The 18256-nt window shown below is 30.3% G+C and carries 16 protein-coding genes; all 16 read left to right on the top strand.

All coding sequences use genetic code 11. The features are described 5' to 3' along the window. Position 1: 1 nt before the first annotated feature. Positions 2-1963: an EAL domain-containing protein gene (locus tag ACMCMH_RS09870; RefSeq protein WP_412725090.1), complete on the top strand. Its 1962-nt coding sequence runs from the start codon at positions 2-4 to the stop codon at positions 1961-1963. A 130-nt stretch (positions 1964-2093) separates the two neighbouring features. Further along, a complete protein-coding gene (locus ACMCMH_RS09875) occupies positions 2094-2456 on the top strand; it encodes an NADH-quinone oxidoreductase subunit A (protein WP_412725092.1) in 363 nt (120 codons plus the stop codon). Continuing rightward, positions 2447-2968 carry an NADH-quinone oxidoreductase subunit B gene (locus ACMCMH_RS09880; protein WP_412725094.1) on the top strand — a complete coding sequence of 174 codons (522 nt, stop codon included), beginning with the start codon at positions 2447-2449 and terminating at the stop codon, positions 2966-2968. Before ACMCMH_RS09875 ends, ACMCMH_RS09880 begins: the two co-directional genes overlap by 10 nt. Beyond that, on the top strand, positions 2955-4589 hold the full coding sequence (locus ACMCMH_RS09885) for an NADH-quinone oxidoreductase subunit D (RefSeq protein WP_412725096.1): 1635 nt from the start codon (positions 2955-2957) through the stop codon (positions 4587-4589). The genes ACMCMH_RS09880 and ACMCMH_RS09885 overlap by 14 nt, the downstream gene beginning before the upstream one ends. Continuing rightward, a complete protein-coding gene (gene nuoE / locus ACMCMH_RS09890; protein WP_412725098.1) occupies positions 4589-5065 on the top strand; it encodes an NADH-quinone oxidoreductase subunit NuoE in 477 nt (158 codons plus the stop codon). Before ACMCMH_RS09885 ends, nuoE begins: the two co-directional genes overlap by 1 nt. A 14-nt stretch (positions 5066-5079) precedes the next feature. Continuing rightward, a complete protein-coding gene (gene nuoF, locus ACMCMH_RS09895) occupies positions 5080-6360 on the top strand; it encodes an NADH-quinone oxidoreductase subunit NuoF (RefSeq protein WP_412728019.1) in 1281 nt (426 codons plus the stop codon). Further along, positions 6353-7789 carry a 2Fe-2S iron-sulfur cluster-binding protein gene (locus ACMCMH_RS09900; protein ID WP_412725100.1) on the top strand — a complete coding sequence of 479 codons (1437 nt, stop codon included), beginning with the start codon at positions 6353-6355 and terminating at the stop codon, positions 7787-7789. The genes nuoF and ACMCMH_RS09900 overlap by 8 nt, the downstream gene beginning before the upstream one ends. Beyond that, positions 7786-9069, top strand: a complete 1284-nt coding sequence (locus ACMCMH_RS09905; protein WP_412725102.1) for a complex I subunit 1/NuoH family protein — start codon at positions 7786-7788, stop codon at positions 9067-9069. Before ACMCMH_RS09900 ends, ACMCMH_RS09905 begins: the two co-directional genes overlap by 4 nt. A 1-nt stretch (position 9070) precedes the next feature. Then, positions 9071-9577: a NuoI/complex I 23 kDa subunit family protein gene (locus ACMCMH_RS09910; protein ID WP_412725104.1), complete on the top strand. Its 507-nt coding sequence runs from the start codon at positions 9071-9073 to the stop codon at positions 9575-9577. Beyond that, entirely contained in the window at positions 9567-10097 is a 531-nt protein-coding gene (locus ACMCMH_RS09915) for an NADH-quinone oxidoreductase subunit J (protein ID WP_412725106.1), read from the top strand. Before ACMCMH_RS09910 ends, ACMCMH_RS09915 begins: the two co-directional genes overlap by 11 nt. Continuing rightward, the gene (nuoK, locus tag ACMCMH_RS09920) at positions 10094-10408 is read left to right on the top strand and encodes an NADH-quinone oxidoreductase subunit NuoK (RefSeq protein ID WP_412725108.1); all 315 of its coding nucleotides are present in this window, start codon (positions 10094-10096) and stop codon (positions 10406-10408) included. The genes ACMCMH_RS09915 and nuoK overlap by 4 nt, the downstream gene beginning before the upstream one ends. Continuing rightward, positions 10405-12291: an NADH-quinone oxidoreductase subunit L gene (nuoL, locus tag ACMCMH_RS09925; protein ID WP_412725110.1), complete on the top strand. Its 1887-nt coding sequence runs from the start codon at positions 10405-10407 to the stop codon at positions 12289-12291. The genes nuoK and nuoL overlap by 4 nt, the downstream gene beginning before the upstream one ends. A gap of 1 nt (position 12292) precedes the next feature. After that, the gene (locus ACMCMH_RS09930; RefSeq protein ID WP_412725112.1) at positions 12293-13780 is read left to right on the top strand and encodes a complex I subunit 4 family protein; all 1488 of its coding nucleotides are present in this window, start codon (positions 12293-12295) and stop codon (positions 13778-13780) included. Then, complete coding sequence (locus tag ACMCMH_RS09935) at positions 13777-15300, top strand: NADH-quinone oxidoreductase subunit N (RefSeq protein WP_412725114.1); 1524 nt, start codon at positions 13777-13779, stop codon at positions 15298-15300. Before ACMCMH_RS09930 ends, ACMCMH_RS09935 begins: the two co-directional genes overlap by 4 nt. 107 nt (positions 15301-15407) lie before the next feature. Beyond that, positions 15408-16196, top strand: coding sequence for a substrate-binding periplasmic protein (locus ACMCMH_RS09940; protein WP_412725116.1), 789 nt, complete (start codon positions 15408-15410; stop codon positions 16194-16196). Between the two features lie 5 nt (positions 16197-16201). Next, complete coding sequence (locus ACMCMH_RS09945) at positions 16202-18256, top strand: ATP-binding protein (protein WP_412725118.1); 2055 nt, start codon at positions 16202-16204, stop codon at positions 18254-18256.

Raw genomic sequence — 18256 nt, forward strand, 5'->3', positions numbered from 1 at the left:
AATGAAAAAATTTCTTAAAAGAGTAAATCTATTATTTTATGAAGAACCAAACTCTGATTTGGGTGACTTACTTGTAGAACTTTTTGCAGATGTCCATTGTGTTGGTTCTAACGAAGATGCAATGGGTATATATCAAAAACACTATATTGATATTATTGTTATAGAAATAGATACTATGATTGAAGAGAAGTTAGAGTTCTTAAGTGTTGTGAAAAACAAAAATCTTTTTTCACTTATAGTTGCTGTTTCAAAAGAAGAAAATTTAAATGTAATTTCAAAATTTATTAAAATCGGACTAGATAGTTATGTGAAAAAACCTTTTGGAAAAGAGTTTTTAATAGATGAACTTAACAGTTTAGAAAAAAAATATAACATATATGAAAAATATAAAGATGATAAAGTAAATTTGAATTTATTACAACAATATCAAAATATCACAGATAAAAGTTCTATTATTTCCAAAACGGATAAATCAGGAAGAATTACTTATGTCAATGATAATTTTTGTAAAATTTCAGGATATACAAAAGATGAACTCTTGGGAAAAAATCATAATATGGTACGACCAATAGATAGTCCTAAAGAGCTGTATAAAGATATGTGGAATACAATCAAGAAGAAAAAACAACAGTGGAATGGAATCTTAAAAAATATCTCGAAAAATGGTGAGTTATATTATGTAAAATCAACCATCACTCCACTTTTAGATGAAGATGGAAATATTGTAGAATATATTGCTCTAAGACAAAATATAAGTGATATTCTTACCGATAAAAAACACTTTTTAGATAAAATTGCATCAAATATTATGTCTGTTCTTATTATGGTTCAAATTGAAGAGTTTGATATGTTGGAGAAGTTCCATAGTTTATATATTATTGATCAAATCGAAAAACTTTTTGGATATAAGCTTTTAAACTATCTTCCATCAACTTATAAGTTCAAAAATGTGTATAATTTAGGTGATGGTAAGTATGCTTTACTTACTGATTTTGATAGCTTTTTAGAAGCTGCTGTTTCTTTGGAAGACTATTTAACTGAATTTGTCAATAATGTAAAAAAATCACGATTAACTATCGATGATATGGATTATGACATAAATATAACTTTGAGTTACTCTTTAGGTAAACATATGATTTATGAAGATGCCAAATCAGGATTAGAGATGGCTATAGAGAAAAATATAACTATATGTCATGCAAACGATTTTTCAATAAAAGACCAACAAGAAGCTAAAAAGAATTTAGATGTTATAAAAATGGTAAAACAAGCTTTAGATGAATATAAAATTTTATCTTATTTCCAACCCATTGTAAATAATAAAACAGAACAAATCGAAAAGTATGAATCTTTAGTAAGACTTATAGATGAAAAAGGGAAAGTAATCTCTCCTTATGAATTTTTAAGTATTTCAAAAAGAGGTTCTTATTACAATAAAATTACAAAACGAGTTTTAGAAAATTCGTTTGAAGTATTAAAAACTATTAAAACAGAGCTTTCTATAAATCTATCAACTTTAGATATCGAAAAAGATGAAACACGAAATCTTATCTATTCACTTTTAGAAGAAAATGAAAAAGACCGAAAGAGATTAGTTTTTGAACTCTTAGAAGATGAAAGAGTAAAAGATTTTAAAAGTGTTAAAATCTTTATACGAAAAGTGAAAAAAATGGGTGTTTCTATAGCAATAGATGATTTTGGTGCAGGGTACTCTAATTTTGAAAGACTTCTTGAATTTGAACCAGATTTATTAAAGATAGATGGTTCTTTAATTAAAAATATTCTTACTGATAAATATAGCCAAAATGTCGTTGAAACAATTGTTGTTTTTGCTAAAAGACAAAATATTAAAACGATTGCAGAATATGTTGAAAATAAAGAGATATTTGATTTCTTAAATAACTTAGGTGTAGATTATTCTCAAGGCTATTATTTTGGTAAGCCAGAATATTTAGCATTTTAATAACTTTTTATGATATAAAATGTATCAAAAATTCTCTTTAATTTAAAATATCCTTAAATACTATATAAAAAATTTAATCTAAATTTAGATTAATGTATACTCTAAGCAAAACTATAAAATAGGATAAGAAATGTCAACAGAATTAATTCTTGCATCTGTTATTTTTGTTTCGATTGGCTGTATTTTAGTTGGTGTATTTGTACTAACACAATTTATAGGTCCCAATAATAAAGACTCAAAAATAAAAAACACAGTATACGAAAGTGGTGTAACCAATCCAGTAGGAAATACAAGTATAAGGTTTTCAGTCAAATTTTACTTGGTTGCAATATCATTTTTACTTTTTGATGTAGAAATCATTTTTATGTTTCCTTGGGCAGTTAATGTTCTTGAGTTAGGATATGGCGGGCTAATTAAAATGTTTGTTTTTGTAGGACTTTTATTTTTAGGTTTAATGTATATGTATAAGAAAAAGGCTTTAGAATGGGATTAGGATCAGAATCAAGTTTAGGGGATTCAGTTGTAACAACACAATTAGATCATGCAATTAACTGGGGGCGTTCATATTCACTATGGCCAATGGTTTTTGGAACAGCCTGTTGTGGAATTGAGTTTATGAGTGTTGCTGGAGCGAAATATGATATTTCACAATTTGGAGCAGAAGTTGTTCGGTTTTCTCCACGACAAGCAGATTTACTGATCGTTGCAGGAACAATTTCGTATAAACAAGCTCCAATTTTAAAGAAAATTTATGAGCAGATGTGTGAGCCTAAATGGGTTATATCTATGGGTGCATGTGCCTGTTCTGGTGGTTTTTATGACAATTATACAACTCTTCAAGGGATAGATGAGATCATACCTGTAGATGAATATATAGCAGGATGTCCACCACGACCTGAAGCTGTTATTGATGCTATTATGAGAATACAAGAGAAATCTAAAGATGAATCTATTTTAAAAGATAGAGTAAAAGAATATAAAGGATTTTTAGATGTTGAAGTGTGATATGCTCATAGAATCAAAAGATTTAAAATCTACGATTACAAAACTTAAAAATGAAGAGAACTATGTTCTTTTATTGGATATAACGGTTGTTGATTATTTGGAGTTTCCGGATGTAACGCCTTCACGGTTTGCAGCAATATATATTTTGAGAGACTCATCTTACAAAAAAGAGATTACAGTTAAAACATTTGTTGATGATGACACTTTAGAGTTGGATTCGATCACTGATCTGTATCTTTCTGCAAACTGGGCTGAAAGAGAAACTTATGACCAATATGGTGTAAAGTTTAAAGGTCATCCAAATTTAAAAAGACTTTTAAATCATCATCAATTTATAGGGTATCCTTTACGAAAAGATTATTCGATCACAAAAGGGCAGATTTGTACTGAGACTGAAGATCTGATGGATGAGATGGAACCACGACTCAAGTCAAAGGGATACACAGATGAAGAGATAGATGGGCTAATGCTGCTCAATGTTGGACCATCACATCCGGCTTCTCACGGTACGATTAGAAACTTTGCAGCGATGGAAGGTGAAACTATTACTACTTGTATCACTGAGATTGGGTATCTTCACAGAGGATTTGAAAAATCATGTGAAAATCATACTTACTCTCAAATCATCCCTTATACAGATAGATTAAACTACTGTAGTGCTATTTTAAATAATATAGGGTATGCAAAAGCTGTTGAAGAGATGCTTGATATCGATATCACACCTCGTGCAAAAATGATCCGTATTATTACAGGTGAGTTAAGTCGTATCATGGATCACCTTGTTTGTAATGGTGCAAATATGGTCGATTTGGGTGGTCTTACAAACTACTGGTATCTTTTTGCACCAAGAGATTTAGCCTATGATCTCCTTTCAAAACTAACAGGTGCTAGACTTACAAACACCTATACAAGAATTGGTGGTTTAGAGTTTGACCTTTATGATGGTTTTGAAGCTGATTTAGCAAATGTTTTAAAAGAGGTTGAGATCGCTATTAGTGATTGTTTAAGTTTAATTGAACACAACAGAATCTTTCACGATAGAACACAAGATGTTGGAGTAATAAAAGCAGACTTTGCTTTAAGTTATGGGATCACTGGACCAAATTTAAGAGCAGCTGGTGTTCCTTTTGATTTACGAAAAGATAAACCATATTATGGATATGAAAACTTTGATTTCGATGTAGTTATTGGTAGTCACGGTGATGTATATGATAGAATGATGTGTCGTTTTGAAGAGATGAAACAATCAATTAAAATAATAAGACAAGCAATGAAAGAGTTACCTGATGGTCCTTTAAATATCAATGCGCCAGGAATATTACTCCCATCAAAAGAAGATGTATATGGAAATATTGAAGGGTTAATGAATCAATTTAAACTTACTATTGATGGTATTAAAGTTCCAAAAGGGGAACACTATTCTTACACTGAAGGTGGAAATGGTGAGCTTGGATTTTATATAGCAAGTGATGGAAGCGGACGACCATATAAAGTTAAATGTAGACCGCCAAGTTTTTACTCACTTGCTGCATATGCAGATATAGTAGAGGGCGGAATGCTAGCAGATGCTATTGTTACAATGGCAAGTATGAATTTTATTGCTGGGGAGTTTGATAGATAATGGAAAATTTTAAATATACAGAAGAGAATGAAAAAGAGTTTCAAAGAATATTAGAAAAATACCCAAACTCTGATGCAATGATGCTTCCTGGACTTTGGTTAGTACAAGAACAAATAGGTTGGGTAAGTCCTGCTGCTATGATTTTTATGGCAGATAGACTTGGGAAAACTCCAATAGAAGTACATAGTTTTGCTACTTTTTATACAATGTTCAACCTTGAACCAATAGGGACATATCACATAGAACTTTGTAAAACTCTTTCATGTATGATTATGGGAGCACCTGAACTTAAAAAGTTTATCAAAGATACTTTAGGAATTGGACCTGGTGAGACTAGTGCTGATGGAAAATTCCATTTTAGTGAAGTCGAGTGTCAAGGTGCCTGTGGTGGAGCTCCTATGATTGCTTTAAATCATACTTATCATGAAAATTTAACTGTTGAAAAACTTGAAAATATTATCAAGGGGTGTAAGTAATGAATATAGATGAGATGATAGTAAAAATTGTAAGTAAAAACTTTGATATTCCAGATTCACATAAACTAGAAGTTGCTCTAAAAAATGGAAGATATGAATCTATTGATAAACTTTTTACTATGGCTCCAGATGATGTGACAGAAGAGGTTTGTAAATCAGGACTTCGTGGAAAAGGTGGAGGAGGAGCAGCTTGTGGACCTAAATGGAAACTTATGCCACCAGTTGATGAACGACCTCGATATTTGATTGCAAATGGTGATGAATCAGAACCAGGAACATTTAAAGATAGACAAATTTTTGAGTATGATCCACATCTTTTAATAGAGGGAATTATTTGTTCATCGTATGCAATTGGAGCTCATGATTGTTATATTTATATACGAGGTGAATATAAATTTTTCATTGATAGATTAAATGCAGCGATTGAAGAAGCGTATGCCGCTAATATAATTGGTGAAAAAGTGATGAATAAATATGACTATCGTATGAACATAACAGTTCATAGAGGTGGTGGTGCGTATATTTGTGGTGAAAAATCTGCACTTATTGAATCAATTGAAGGGAAAAGAGGGCATCCAAGACTTAAGCCACATGGTAAAGAGTGTGAGTGGTTCTTTGGAAACCCTGCAACCGTAAATAATGTAGAAACAATAGCCTCTGTTCCAAATATCGTACTTAATGGTTATGAATCATATACAAAGTATGGAACCGAAAAAGCTCCAGGAACTATGTTGTTTGCTATGAGTGGACCTGTAAAAAATCCAGGCGTTTATGAGCTTCAATATGGTTGTAAAATGACTGAAGTAATCGAAAAAATTGGCGGAGGTATGAAAGATGGCTTAAAATTAAAAGCTGTTATTCCAGGTGGAGCTTCATGTCCTATTTTAACTGCCGAAGAAGTAGAAAAAGCTTATTTAGATTATGAAACGATGTGGGATATTGGTTCTACCTTAGGTACAGGTGGAATGATGATCATTCCTGAGGGTGTTTCTATGGTTGATGTTGCTAAAAACCTAATAGAGTTCTATCATCACGAATCATGTGGTCAGTGTACACCTTGTCGTGAGGGGTGTGGTTGGATAGATACAATTATAGAAAGAATTTTAGATGGTCATGGAACAATTTCTGATTTAACAACAATTTTAGATGTATGTGAAACAATGAATGGAAAAACTGTATGTGTATTTGCACCTGCTGTTAAAGATATCATTAAAAGTCTAGTTGAAAAATATAGAGATGAATTTGTTGCGTATATTGAAAATACGAAAGAACAAGGAGATGCAATCAATGGGTGAAATGGTTAATATAACAGTCAATGGTGCAAAAATGGAGGCAGAAAAAGGGAGTTTATTAATTGATAAACTTCTTGATGAAAATATTCATATACCTCATTTTTGTTATCATCAAGTTCTTGGAAAAGATGGTAACTGTAGAATGTGTATGGTTGCAATTGAGGGACAAAAAAGACCACAAATTGCTTGTGATACTCCTATCAAAGAGGGTATGGAAGTTCGAACTCAGGGTGAAAATATTGAAAAAGTTAGAAGAGATATTTTAGAGCTTCAACTGATCAATCACCCAATTGATTGTCCTACTTGTGATCAAGCTGGTGAGTGTAAACTTCAAGACTATTATATGGAATCTGGTTTTTATGAATCAAGAGTAAATGTAGAAGAGAAAACAAATCATGCAAAAAGAATTGATCTTGGTTCGAATGTAATGCTAGATCGTGAAAGATGTGTACTCTGTACACGATGTACACGATTTTGTTCAGATATTACAAAAACACATGAACTTGGAGTAATAAGTAGAAGTAATCACTCTTATATAGGAACATTTCCAGGACGACCGCTAGACAATCCTTATGCTATGAATGTAGTAGATTTGTGTCCAGTTGGAGCATTAACATCTAAAGATTTTAGATTTAAACAAAGAGTTTGGTTTATGGAAACTTTTGATGCTATTTGTGGTGGTTGTGCAAAAGGGTGTAATATATCTGTTGATCATAGAAAAGAAAAATATAAAAATGATGAAATTTTTAGATTTAGACCTCGTGCAAATAAAGCTGTAAATGGTTGGTTTATGTGTGATGAAGGAAGACTTTCTTACCACAATGAAAATGAGAATAGATTTGAGATTCCAAGACTAGAAAATGAAATTTCTGATTTTAAAAATGTGATGACTCATATATTTAAATATATCTCAACAGTAAAAGAGATATTTTTTGTTTTAAGTCCTAGTTTATCAACAGAAGAGATGAAAAACTTACAAAATTTAGCTTCGAAATTAAATGCAAATATCTCAGGATACTCGCCAGATACTATTGATGAAAATTTTGAAGATGATTATTTAAGAGAAAATGACAAATCAGCAAATAGAAAAACATTTAAAGAGTTAGGCATCGCTGAAGATGAAACAACATTTAAATCAAATTTAGAAAAAGCAAAACTTGTAGTAGTTGTTGATAATAGTTATTTTGAAAAGAATTTAGAACTATTAAATGATAAAAAAGTTATCTCTTTATTTTCTCATTTAAATCAAACTATTGAAAAGTCAAATGTAGCTATGCCAATAGCATCTTTTTATGAAAAATCAGGAACATACACAAATGTTGATGGGATTAAACAAAAAGTTGTTTCAAAAATGAAAAAAGATGATCAGGCTGAAACTATTACTTCAATAATTGAACATTTAAAAGATATGATTGCTAAAGGAACGCTATGAGTACTTCAACAACGGTAATATTAATAGTAAATATCACAATTGCTGCTTTACTAGCAGTTGGATTAACACCACTTTTTGTATGGTGGGAGAGAAGAATATCTGGATTTATTCAAGATAGATCAGGTCCAAATCGATGTAATATTGGACCTTTACGATTAGGTGGTTTGATACAAAGTTTTGCAGATATGTTAAAACTTGTATTTAAAGAGGATTTTGTTGCAAAACATATCAAGCATACATTTTTATTTACTATTGCACCAGGAATCGTATTTTTATGTTCATTTTTAACATTTGCGATGATCCCTTTTGCAGATGAGCTTATAATAGATGGTAAGTCACATATTATGCAAGCTATTCCAGCAGATTTTGGAATGTTATGGTTTTTAGCTTTTGCTGGTTTATCTATATATGGAATTATTTTAGGTGGATTTTCATCAGAGAGTAAGTATGGACTTTTAGGATCAATTAGAGCAGCTGCGCAAGTTGTTTCTTATGAAGCTCCGATGGTTTTGGCATTAATGTCTATGGTTATATGTTATGGTTCAATTCACTTAACAGATATTGTTAATGCACAAGCAGGTACATATCTTGGTGTTATTCCAATGTGGGGTATTTTTATACAGCCATTAGCTGCTATTATTTTTATCATCTGTTCATTTGCAGAAACAAACAGAGCTCCATTTGATATTGCAGAGGGTGAATCAGAAATTGTTGCAGGATATCATACAGAGTATTCAGCTATGAGATTTGGTTTGTTTCAAGTAGGTGAATATGCGGCTATGAGTGCTTCGTGTGCGATTATTGTAACTTTATTTTTTGGTGGATATCATATTCCATGGGCTGATACTGCTTTTATTCAGTCAAATATGAATTATGTGATGATTGCTATTATGATTCTTTTACCTCTTGGTGTATGGAGTTTTACAAAATGGATGAAAAAAAATAATAAAGCGATTGGTGAAGATTTATCAAGAGTAAAAGAAACAAGAATTTTAACTATTGCTTTTTGGAGTATAGCTATTATAATTGTAGCTTTAATGGCATATTTTTTAATCACAGGAATTGATGCAAATGGTGTAAATATCATGACGGCTGTTATTCAAATAGGAACATTTTTGGTAAAATTTTTCATGATGGCATTTGTATATATTTGGGTGAGATGGACTGTTTTACGATTTAGATATGATCAGTTACAGATGTTAGGTTGGAAAGTTTTAATACCATTATCACTTTTAAACATTGTTGTTACAGCTACGATTATTGTAGTGTTAGGGAGTTAATATGGGAATTACAGTAGTAAAAAGAGAGGGAAAATCTTTTAAAGATAAATTGTTTTTACCAGCTATTTTTAGTGGAATGAAAACTACTTTAAAACATTTTCGAACAAATCTAAAAGATAATGATAATCTAAGAACAAGACACTATCCTGAGGTGCAACCAGATGATCTTAATGAAAGATATAGAGGAGTGCATAGACTCACAAAACATGAAGATCAGACTGAGAAATGTGTGGCATGTTATATGTGTGCTACTGCTTGTCCTGCTGACTGTATCTTTATTGAAGCAGAAGAAAGGTTTGATGGAGTTGATGAGAAACGACCAAAAGAGTTCAAAATAGATCTTTTAGAGTGTGTTTTTTGTGGATACTGTGTTGAGGCGTGTCCTTGTGATGCTATTCGTATGGATACAGGTATATTTTCATTTACAGGTGGAACAAGAGAAGAGTTTGTTCTGGATAAAAAAGCTTTAATGGCAAATGAAAGATCAAAGGATTTAAATGATGGTTGATGTATTGTTTATAGGATTGTCGTTACTTTCAGTCGGTGGTGCTCTTGCTATGCTTGTATATAAAAATCCTATGTATAGTGCATTGGGTGTGTTGATTTCTATGTTAAGTGTTGCAGGAATTTTTGCACTTTTAAATGCAACATTTTTATTTATGGTACAAATCATAGTGTATGCTGGGGCGATAATGACGCTTATTTTATTTATTTTAATGTTTTTAAATATTAGAGAAGAAGATTTACCAGAAGAACCAAATAAGTTTAAACTTATTGGATTGGGTGCAATTGTTATGATTCCACTAAATATTTTAGTTATACAAGCAGTTTCTAAATTACCTGCAAAAGATATGTTATTAACAGATACTGATTTTGGTGATCTAGCACCTATAGGATTGGTACTTTTTGACAATTGGTTAGTTGCATTTGAGTTAGTTTCTATATTACTTTTAGTTGCATTAATAGGTTCTGTTGTGCTTGCTAAAAAAAGAGTTAAAAGAGTTAAAAATCAAGGAGATGAATCATGATTTCATTAACATCTTTAGCATTTGTTTCTATGATGCTTTTTTCAATCGGTGCAATAGGGGTAATATCAAGAAAAAATATATTTGTAATATATATGTCTATAGAGATGATGCTTAACGGTATAAATCTGTTTTTAGTGACATTTGCAAGATATCATTTTGATATGGATCCTCAAATTATTACGATTATGGTTATTGCTATTGCTGCTGCTGAAGCTGCAATCTTTTTATCAGTTATCATTTTGTTATTTCGATCTAAAAAATCACTTGATACAGATGTTTTTACAACATTAACACAAGGGGAAAAATCATGAACACAGATTTATTAATATGGATAATTTTATCCCCTTTATTAGGTGCAGTTTTAACTGGTGGTTTATATTTTTATAGTATAAAAAAAGAAAAAATATCAGATGCTACTTTTGCATGGATAGGGACAATAACACCTTTTATCTCTTTTTTGATAACTCTAAGTTTATTTTTGAGAATGAATGAAGAAAATATCACTTTTAAACAAGAGTTATTTACTTGGTTAAGTATCGATAAACTTACTATTGAGATGGGATTTTTGGGTGATAACTTATCAATCTTTATGGCGATGTTTGTTACTTTTGTTGGATGGTTGATTCATATTTATGCGGTTGGGTATATGAAAGGTGATAAAGGGTTTGGTAAATTTTTTGCATATTTTAATCTTTTCTTAGCATCTATGTTGATACTTGTGCTAGCTGATAATCCTATTATTTTATTTATTGGTTGGGAAGGTGTTGGAGTTTGTTCATACCTTTTGATTAAATTTTACTACGGTAAAAAAGAAAATATTCTTGCAGCTAACAAAGCATTTATTGTAAACAGAGTAGGGGATTTTGGTTTCTTACTTGGTGTTGTAACATTGTTTTTTGCAATGGGAGAGGTTGATTTATCATTTACTTCAATTGAAGCAAACTTAACAAATGCATCGCCTGAGTTATTAGGTTTAGCAGGATTTTTATTATTTGTTGGTGCTATGGGTAAATCTGCTCAGATTCCATTGTATGTTTGGCTTCCTGATGCGATGGCTGGTCCTACACCAATTTCTGCACTGATTCACGCTGCTACTATGGTAACAGCTGGTGTTTATATGGTTGCTAGATTTCATTTTCTTTATATTGATTTAGCTGACATTGGATTATTTATTGCGTATATTGGAGCATTTTCAGCACTATTGGCTGCGTTTATTGCAACAAGACAAAATGATATTAAAAAGATTCTTGCTTATTCTACTATGAGTCAATTAGGGTATATGTTTATTGCTGTTGGTCTTGGTTTTTATTCTACAGGATTATTTCATGTATTTACACATGCTTTCTTTAAAGCTATGTTGTTCATGGGAGCTGGTGGGGTTATTATGGCTTTACATCACCAACAAGATATTTTTAAAATAGCACAACATAGAGCATCATTACCAATTATTGGTTTTACATTTCTAGTTGGTGTAATAGCGATTTCAGGTATCCCTCCATTTTCTGGATTTTTCTCAAAAGATGCTATTTTAGCAGCAGCTTTTCAAGAGGAACAATACCTTATTTGGGGAATAGGGATGTTTACAGCATTTTTAACAGCATTTTATATGTTTAGATTATATTTTGTAGTTTTTGTTGCGCCAACAAAATCTAAAAAAGAGTATGTTTATACTTCAAAAACAATTACATTGCCGTTGTTAGTTTTAGCAGTAGGTGCATTTGGAGCTGGATTTTTAAACTTTCCTGCAGTTTTTGGAGGAAATCATTTTGTAGACACTTGGTTGGGACAACTAAATTCTAAAACAATACACTTAAGTCATGCAACAGAATATATTTTGATGATAGTATCAGTTGCGGTTGCTGCTGCAGGTATTTTTGTAGCGTATAAAAAATATGCTAATTTTGATGTAAGTAAACCAGAAGAGGAGATAGGAATCATAGGAAATAAATTTTATATTGATGAGATTTATGACCTTGTATTTGTAAAAACTCTTAAAAAACTATCTACATTTATTGATAAAGTTGTAGATAGTAAAATTATTGATGGATTTATTATGAATTCATCAGAAGGTTTTGTGGAGATTGGTAAAAAAGTAGCGATGTTACAAAATGCCAATGTTCGATTTTATGCAGCGTTCATGCTTGTTGGTATGAGTTGTATATTTATTTATTTATATATTACATTAGGATTATAGTATGAGTTCAGATATACTTTCGTTTATTATATTTTTACCAGCGATTGTAGCATTTGGTTTAATGCTAACAACACGAGATGTAAATACAATTAGAAATATAGCATTTTTAACAACTACTGTAATCTTAGCACTAGTTCTTAAAATCTATATTGAGTTTGAACCAAGTGCAGGGATGCAGTTTGTGACAAATGTTCCTTGGATTGAGTCTTATGGTATACATTATTATGTAGGTTTAGATGGTTTTTCATTAACTATTTTGATGATGATTGCTGTTTTGATTCCTACAGCTTATTTACTTCTTTGGGAAGGGAAAACTAAAGGATATTGGATCAATATGCTTTTAGTGCAAGCAGGTGTAACAGGTACACTTCTTTCTCTTGATGTTATTTTATTTTACTTCTTTTGGGAAGTTATGCTTTTACCAGTATTTTTAATGATTGGTGCGTATGGTTTTGGAGATAAGGTAGCTACAACTATTAAAGTAACTGTATATACAATGGCAGGATCACTTCTTATGTTTGTTGCTATTGCTTATTTGGGTGTTGCTTATCATACTGAATTTGGTGAGTGGTCATTTGCTTATAATGAGTTAGTAAAAATTACTACTCTTGATTATACTACACAAGTATGGCTATTTTTGGCATTTTTAGCAGCTTTTGCTATTAAAATTCCATTGTTTCCTTTACACACTTGGATTATGGAAACATACAAAAATGCACCTACAGGAGCTGTTTTTTTACTTTCATCTATCATGGCTAAACTTGGTGTTTATGCTATTGTAAGATTTATGATTCCAATATTCCCTGAAATTTATGTTGAGTTTTCAATCTATTTTGTAGCAATTGGTATTTTTGGTTTAGTATATTTTGGTATCGCTGCATTTATGCAAGATGATATCAAACGGATGTTTGCGTATGCTTCTGCTTCACACCTTAGTTTAATTGCAGCAGGTATTTTCTCTCTCAATGAATATGGTATCAATGGTGCATTATATTTAATCATTGCTCATGCTATTTCTACTGGTGCATTATTTTTACTTGTAGGGTTGATTCATGAACAAACTGGTTTTAAAACTATGAAAGATTTAGGTGGTATTGCTTCGCAAGCTCCTGTATTTACTTTTATTTTTGCAATTATGTTATTTGCAAATGTAGGATTGCCAGGTACAAATGGTTTCGTTTCTGAGCTTTTGATTATTTTTGGTATTTATGAATTTAACCATATTTTAGGTTATGTTGCCGCTACAACTGTTATTATTGGGGCTTCATATATGTTATGGATGTTTCAAAAAGCAATTTTACAAGATAGACCAGAGGGTTCTGCTGTTTTAAAAATGAGAGACTTAAAGATAAAAGAGATAATTGCTTTTATTCCATGGGTTATATTAGTATTTTTAATGGGGCTTTATCCTGATATATTTATCGATAAATTTGAGCCAACAGTTACACACTACTTACAAGATATTTTACATATAGGAGCAACAAAATGAGTGAATTTATCTATTTAATACCTGCTTTAACAGTTTTAATAGGTGCTTTAGTACTTATGTTTATGAGCATGTATGAAAAATTCAAAACAAGAGATTTTATTGTTGTCTCTACCGTATTTCTAGTGATTGCTTTAGGATTTTGTTTAGCAAAATTTACAGTTTTTTATTCTGTTATACCTTTTAGTGAAGTTATTAACAATGTTTTAATATTTGATTCTTTTTCAAATTATTTCAACATACTGTTGATTGTTGGGACAATACTTACTCTTTTAATAGGGGAACATTATTTTCAACATCGATCATTTTTTAAAGGGGAGTTTTTCTCTATATTGATGTTTGCATTATTTGGTATGATGCTTCTTTCTCATGCAAATGAATTGATTACTGCATATTTAGCACTTGAAATTGCTTCTTTTGCTGTTTATATTATGGTTGGGTTTAATACTGAAAATTCTAAAAGAGTTGAAGCTATTTTCAAATATTTAGTTTTGGGTGCATTTATAGGATCTTTTTATCTTTTAGGTGTTGTTTTAGTGTATGGTGCAACTGGTACTACAAACTTAACTCAAATAGGAGAATTTATTTTAACACATACAGGCGATGATATGATTTTAGTGTATATAGGATTGACTTTAATCTTTTTTACATTTTTATTTAAAATTGCAGCATTTCCTTTTCAGTCTTGGGTTCTTGATATCTATCGAGGTGCGCCTATGGTTATTACAGCGTATATGGCATCAACATTTAAGATTGCGATCTTCTCATTTTTCTTAAGAGCTATTTTGCATGACTTTGCTCCTATTATTGACTTTTGGGATACTATTATCTCTGTTATTATTATCTTTACACTTATCTTTGGTACATGGCTTGCTATTACACAAAATATTGTAAAAAGAATGTTAGCAGCATCATCAATAGTACATACAGGATATTTACTTTTAGCATTTATAGCGTTGAGTTATAAAGATGGAATGATCATAAATATTGATTCAGCGTATGCAACTATGTTTTATCTTTTAGCATATTTATTATCTGCTTTAGGTTCGTTTGGTTTGGCTTCTCATATTATTTCAGAAACAAATGTCAAAGTTACTTATGATGACTTTAAAGGTTTATCAAAACAGCGACCATTTTTAGCAGCAATGATGACAATATTTTTATTTTCTTTAGCAGGAATCCCTTCTACTATTGGATTTATTGGTAAGTTTTATGTATTTACAGAAGCTATAAATGCTGGATATATGGGTCTTACAGTATTGGCTATTTTGGCTACTATTGTGTCTGTGTATTACTACTTCAAACTTATTGCTATGATGTATTTTTATCCTCCTAAAGAGGAGTGCATCTCTGAAGAATTTAACGATAAAAGAGTTTCAACATACGCTATTGCATTTGTAGCAATTCTTACAGTTCTTGGTGGTGTTGGTTCTGCTATTGTATTCTTTATTCCAGTTATGAATATTGATTCAATTATCGAATTAACAAAAATAGCTGTTCAATCGTTATTTATATTACGATAATCAACAAAAAACTCTTTTGAGTTTTTTGTTTTCATCATATTTCTTATTAAAAAAACTTATATTAAAAAAATTGCGTTATAATAATTTTTTAATTTCAAGGAATATTAATGAGTTTTCTATTTAAAATTTGCTTACTTAGTTCTTTACTTTTTGCTACACTTGTAGCTAAAAATAATAAACTAGAAAACATACTACAATCAAATAAAATCAAAGTCTGTATTTGGACAAACTATTATGGTATATCATATTTGGATCAAAGAACACAAAAACTTATAGGAATAGATGTTGATTTAGCCAAAGAACTTGCAAAAGATTTAGGTGTAGGTCTTGAATTTGTGCCAAGTTCATTTGCAACACTAATTGATGATGTGACTTCAAACAGATGTGATATAGCAATGTTTGCTATTGGAAACACAAAAAAAAGACGACAAAAAATCCGTTTTACGACTCCTCACCTTTCTAGTGATATTTATGCAGTGACAACAAAATCAAATAAAAAAATAAAGAGTTGGGATGATATTGATAAAAAAGAAAATGTAGTAGCTGTTGCAAAGGGTATGTATCATGAAACAGTGATGAAAAAAAATCTTAAAAATGCAGAGCTATTAGTGGTAAATAGTTATAAAGCTAGAGAAAATGAAGTTTTATCTGGACGGGCTGATGTTTTTATGAGTGATTATCCATTTGGAAAAAGAATGCTTGCAAAAACAAATTGGGCAAAACTTATCGAACCTATTTCTACATATCATATGACACCATACGCTTGGGCTGTTGCATACGGAAATGAAAATTTTTACCAAAGAGTAGAAAAGTTTATTCAAGATATTAAATATGATGGAAGACTCTTGCACTATGCAAAAAAGAATGATTTAGAAGCAATTGTAAAGTTGAAATAAATCCTTTGAAACAATTTCAGAAAATAGGTTTAGTAGCTTTTTTAATTGTAGTATTACTTATAAGTAGTATGACATACACTACAACTATATTAAAAGAGGAATCTGAACTAAATTATTTGAAAAATACTGAACTACATGTAAATAGTTTCAATGAGCAAATAACTCAAATAATGCTAAGTATTACAAGAAATATTGATAATATAAGTTTAGTAATCGAAAAAGAAAAGTTACTCAAAAAAAGAGTAAAAAATATTTTATATGATAACACTTTTATCCGTTCTATTAGTATTTTGAATGATAATAAGAAAATAGTATATAGTTCAAATAACAATAATTTGAATCATACCCTTGATATAAGTGAGTATTATCCAAAACCGCTTTTTTCAGAAACAATTTTACGCTTTGGTGAGGTTATAAAAGGGAGAGACCTTTTTCAAAAAGATGATTTATTAACTATTGTACCAGTTAGTAAAGTAATTATAAAAGACAATAAAAAATATACTGTAATAATTGCTATTAGCAATGACTATTTCATCAATAAATTTTTAAATAATATTCATCAAAATACAGAAGAACTTCAAATAGTGCGTATTGATGGAAAATTGCTTTTTTCAACACATAACGATTTGCAAACAAAGAGTACGACAATAGAAACAAAACTTTTTCAAGAGAGTATAAAAAATATTTCTAGTTCTGGAATTGAAGTGATTGATGGAGAAAAATATATCTCTGCATATAGTCTAACAGACACTTTTCCTTTATGTATTGCTATCAAACTTGATTATGAAAAAGCAATGAAAAATTGGGAGTTGAAAAATAGACTTGCTTTGATGTTTTTCTCTTTACTGATTATTATTATTACGGTTATTATTATTCAATTATTATTAAAATATACAAAAACAAAAAATAAAGAGATCAAATATCAAAAACAACTACTAAAAAATCAAGAAAAGCTTAGAAATGCTTATATTGTATATGACAACACAAATGATGGTATTTTGATTACAGATAAAAACTTAAATATAATTGATGTAAATCGATCATTTATAATCAACACAGGATACACAAAAGATGAAGTATATGGGCAGAAGCCAAATATACTAAAATCAGATGAACATGATCAAAGTTTTTATCAAAATATGTGGGAAAGTTTAAATACAAATAGTTTTTGGAATGGTGAAATTGTAAATAAAAATAAACAAGGTGGGTTATATACAGAGCTTTTAACCATCAATAAAGTTTGTGATAAAGAGGGGAATATTCAAAACTATATTGGTGTATTTACAAATATTACAAAAGAGAAAAATCAAGGTATATTATTGCAAGAGAAAGAGAGATTTATTTTTCAACAGTCCAAAATGGCTGCAATGGGTGAGATGCTTGAAAATATAGCACATCAATGGAGACAACCGCTTTCTATTATATCTACAGCAGCTACTGGTATCAAAATGGAAAAAGAGTTTGGAATATCAAAAGAGTCAGTAGAGATTGAGCGTTTGACCATCATCAATGATTCTGCTCAGTTTTTATCTCAAACAATAGATGACTTTAGAAACTTTTTCAAACCAGATAAAGAGAAAGAGGAATTTTTTATTCAAGAAGCAGTTGAACAAACACTGAAGATAGTTAGTTCAAAATTTAGAAATAGAAATATCGAAATCATTCAAAATATAGAAAATATACAAGTGAAAGTTTACAAAAGTGAACTTATTCAGGTTATTATGAATATTTTAAATAATGCCAGAGATGTACTAGAAGAACAAGATATAGAAGAAAGAATAGTTCTAATCGACACATTTAAAGAGCTTAATAGTGTAATCATTATGATCAAAGATAGTGGAGGAGGGATTGATCCTAAAATTATAAACAAAATATTTGATCCTTATTTTACAACAAAACATCAATCTCAAGGTACAGGAATAGGGTTGTATATGTCTGAAGAGATTATAAGAAAACATATGAATGGTTCTATAACTGTTGAAAACACTATATTTGAGTATAAGCATAAAGAATATAAAGGAGCTTTATTTACTATTGCTATCCCTTTACAAATGGAATAA

Origin of the sequence: Arcobacter sp. 15-2, assembly GCF_047159865.1 — a bacterium.
Lineage (GTDB): Bacteria > Campylobacterota > Campylobacteria > Campylobacterales > Arcobacteraceae > JAIOSF01.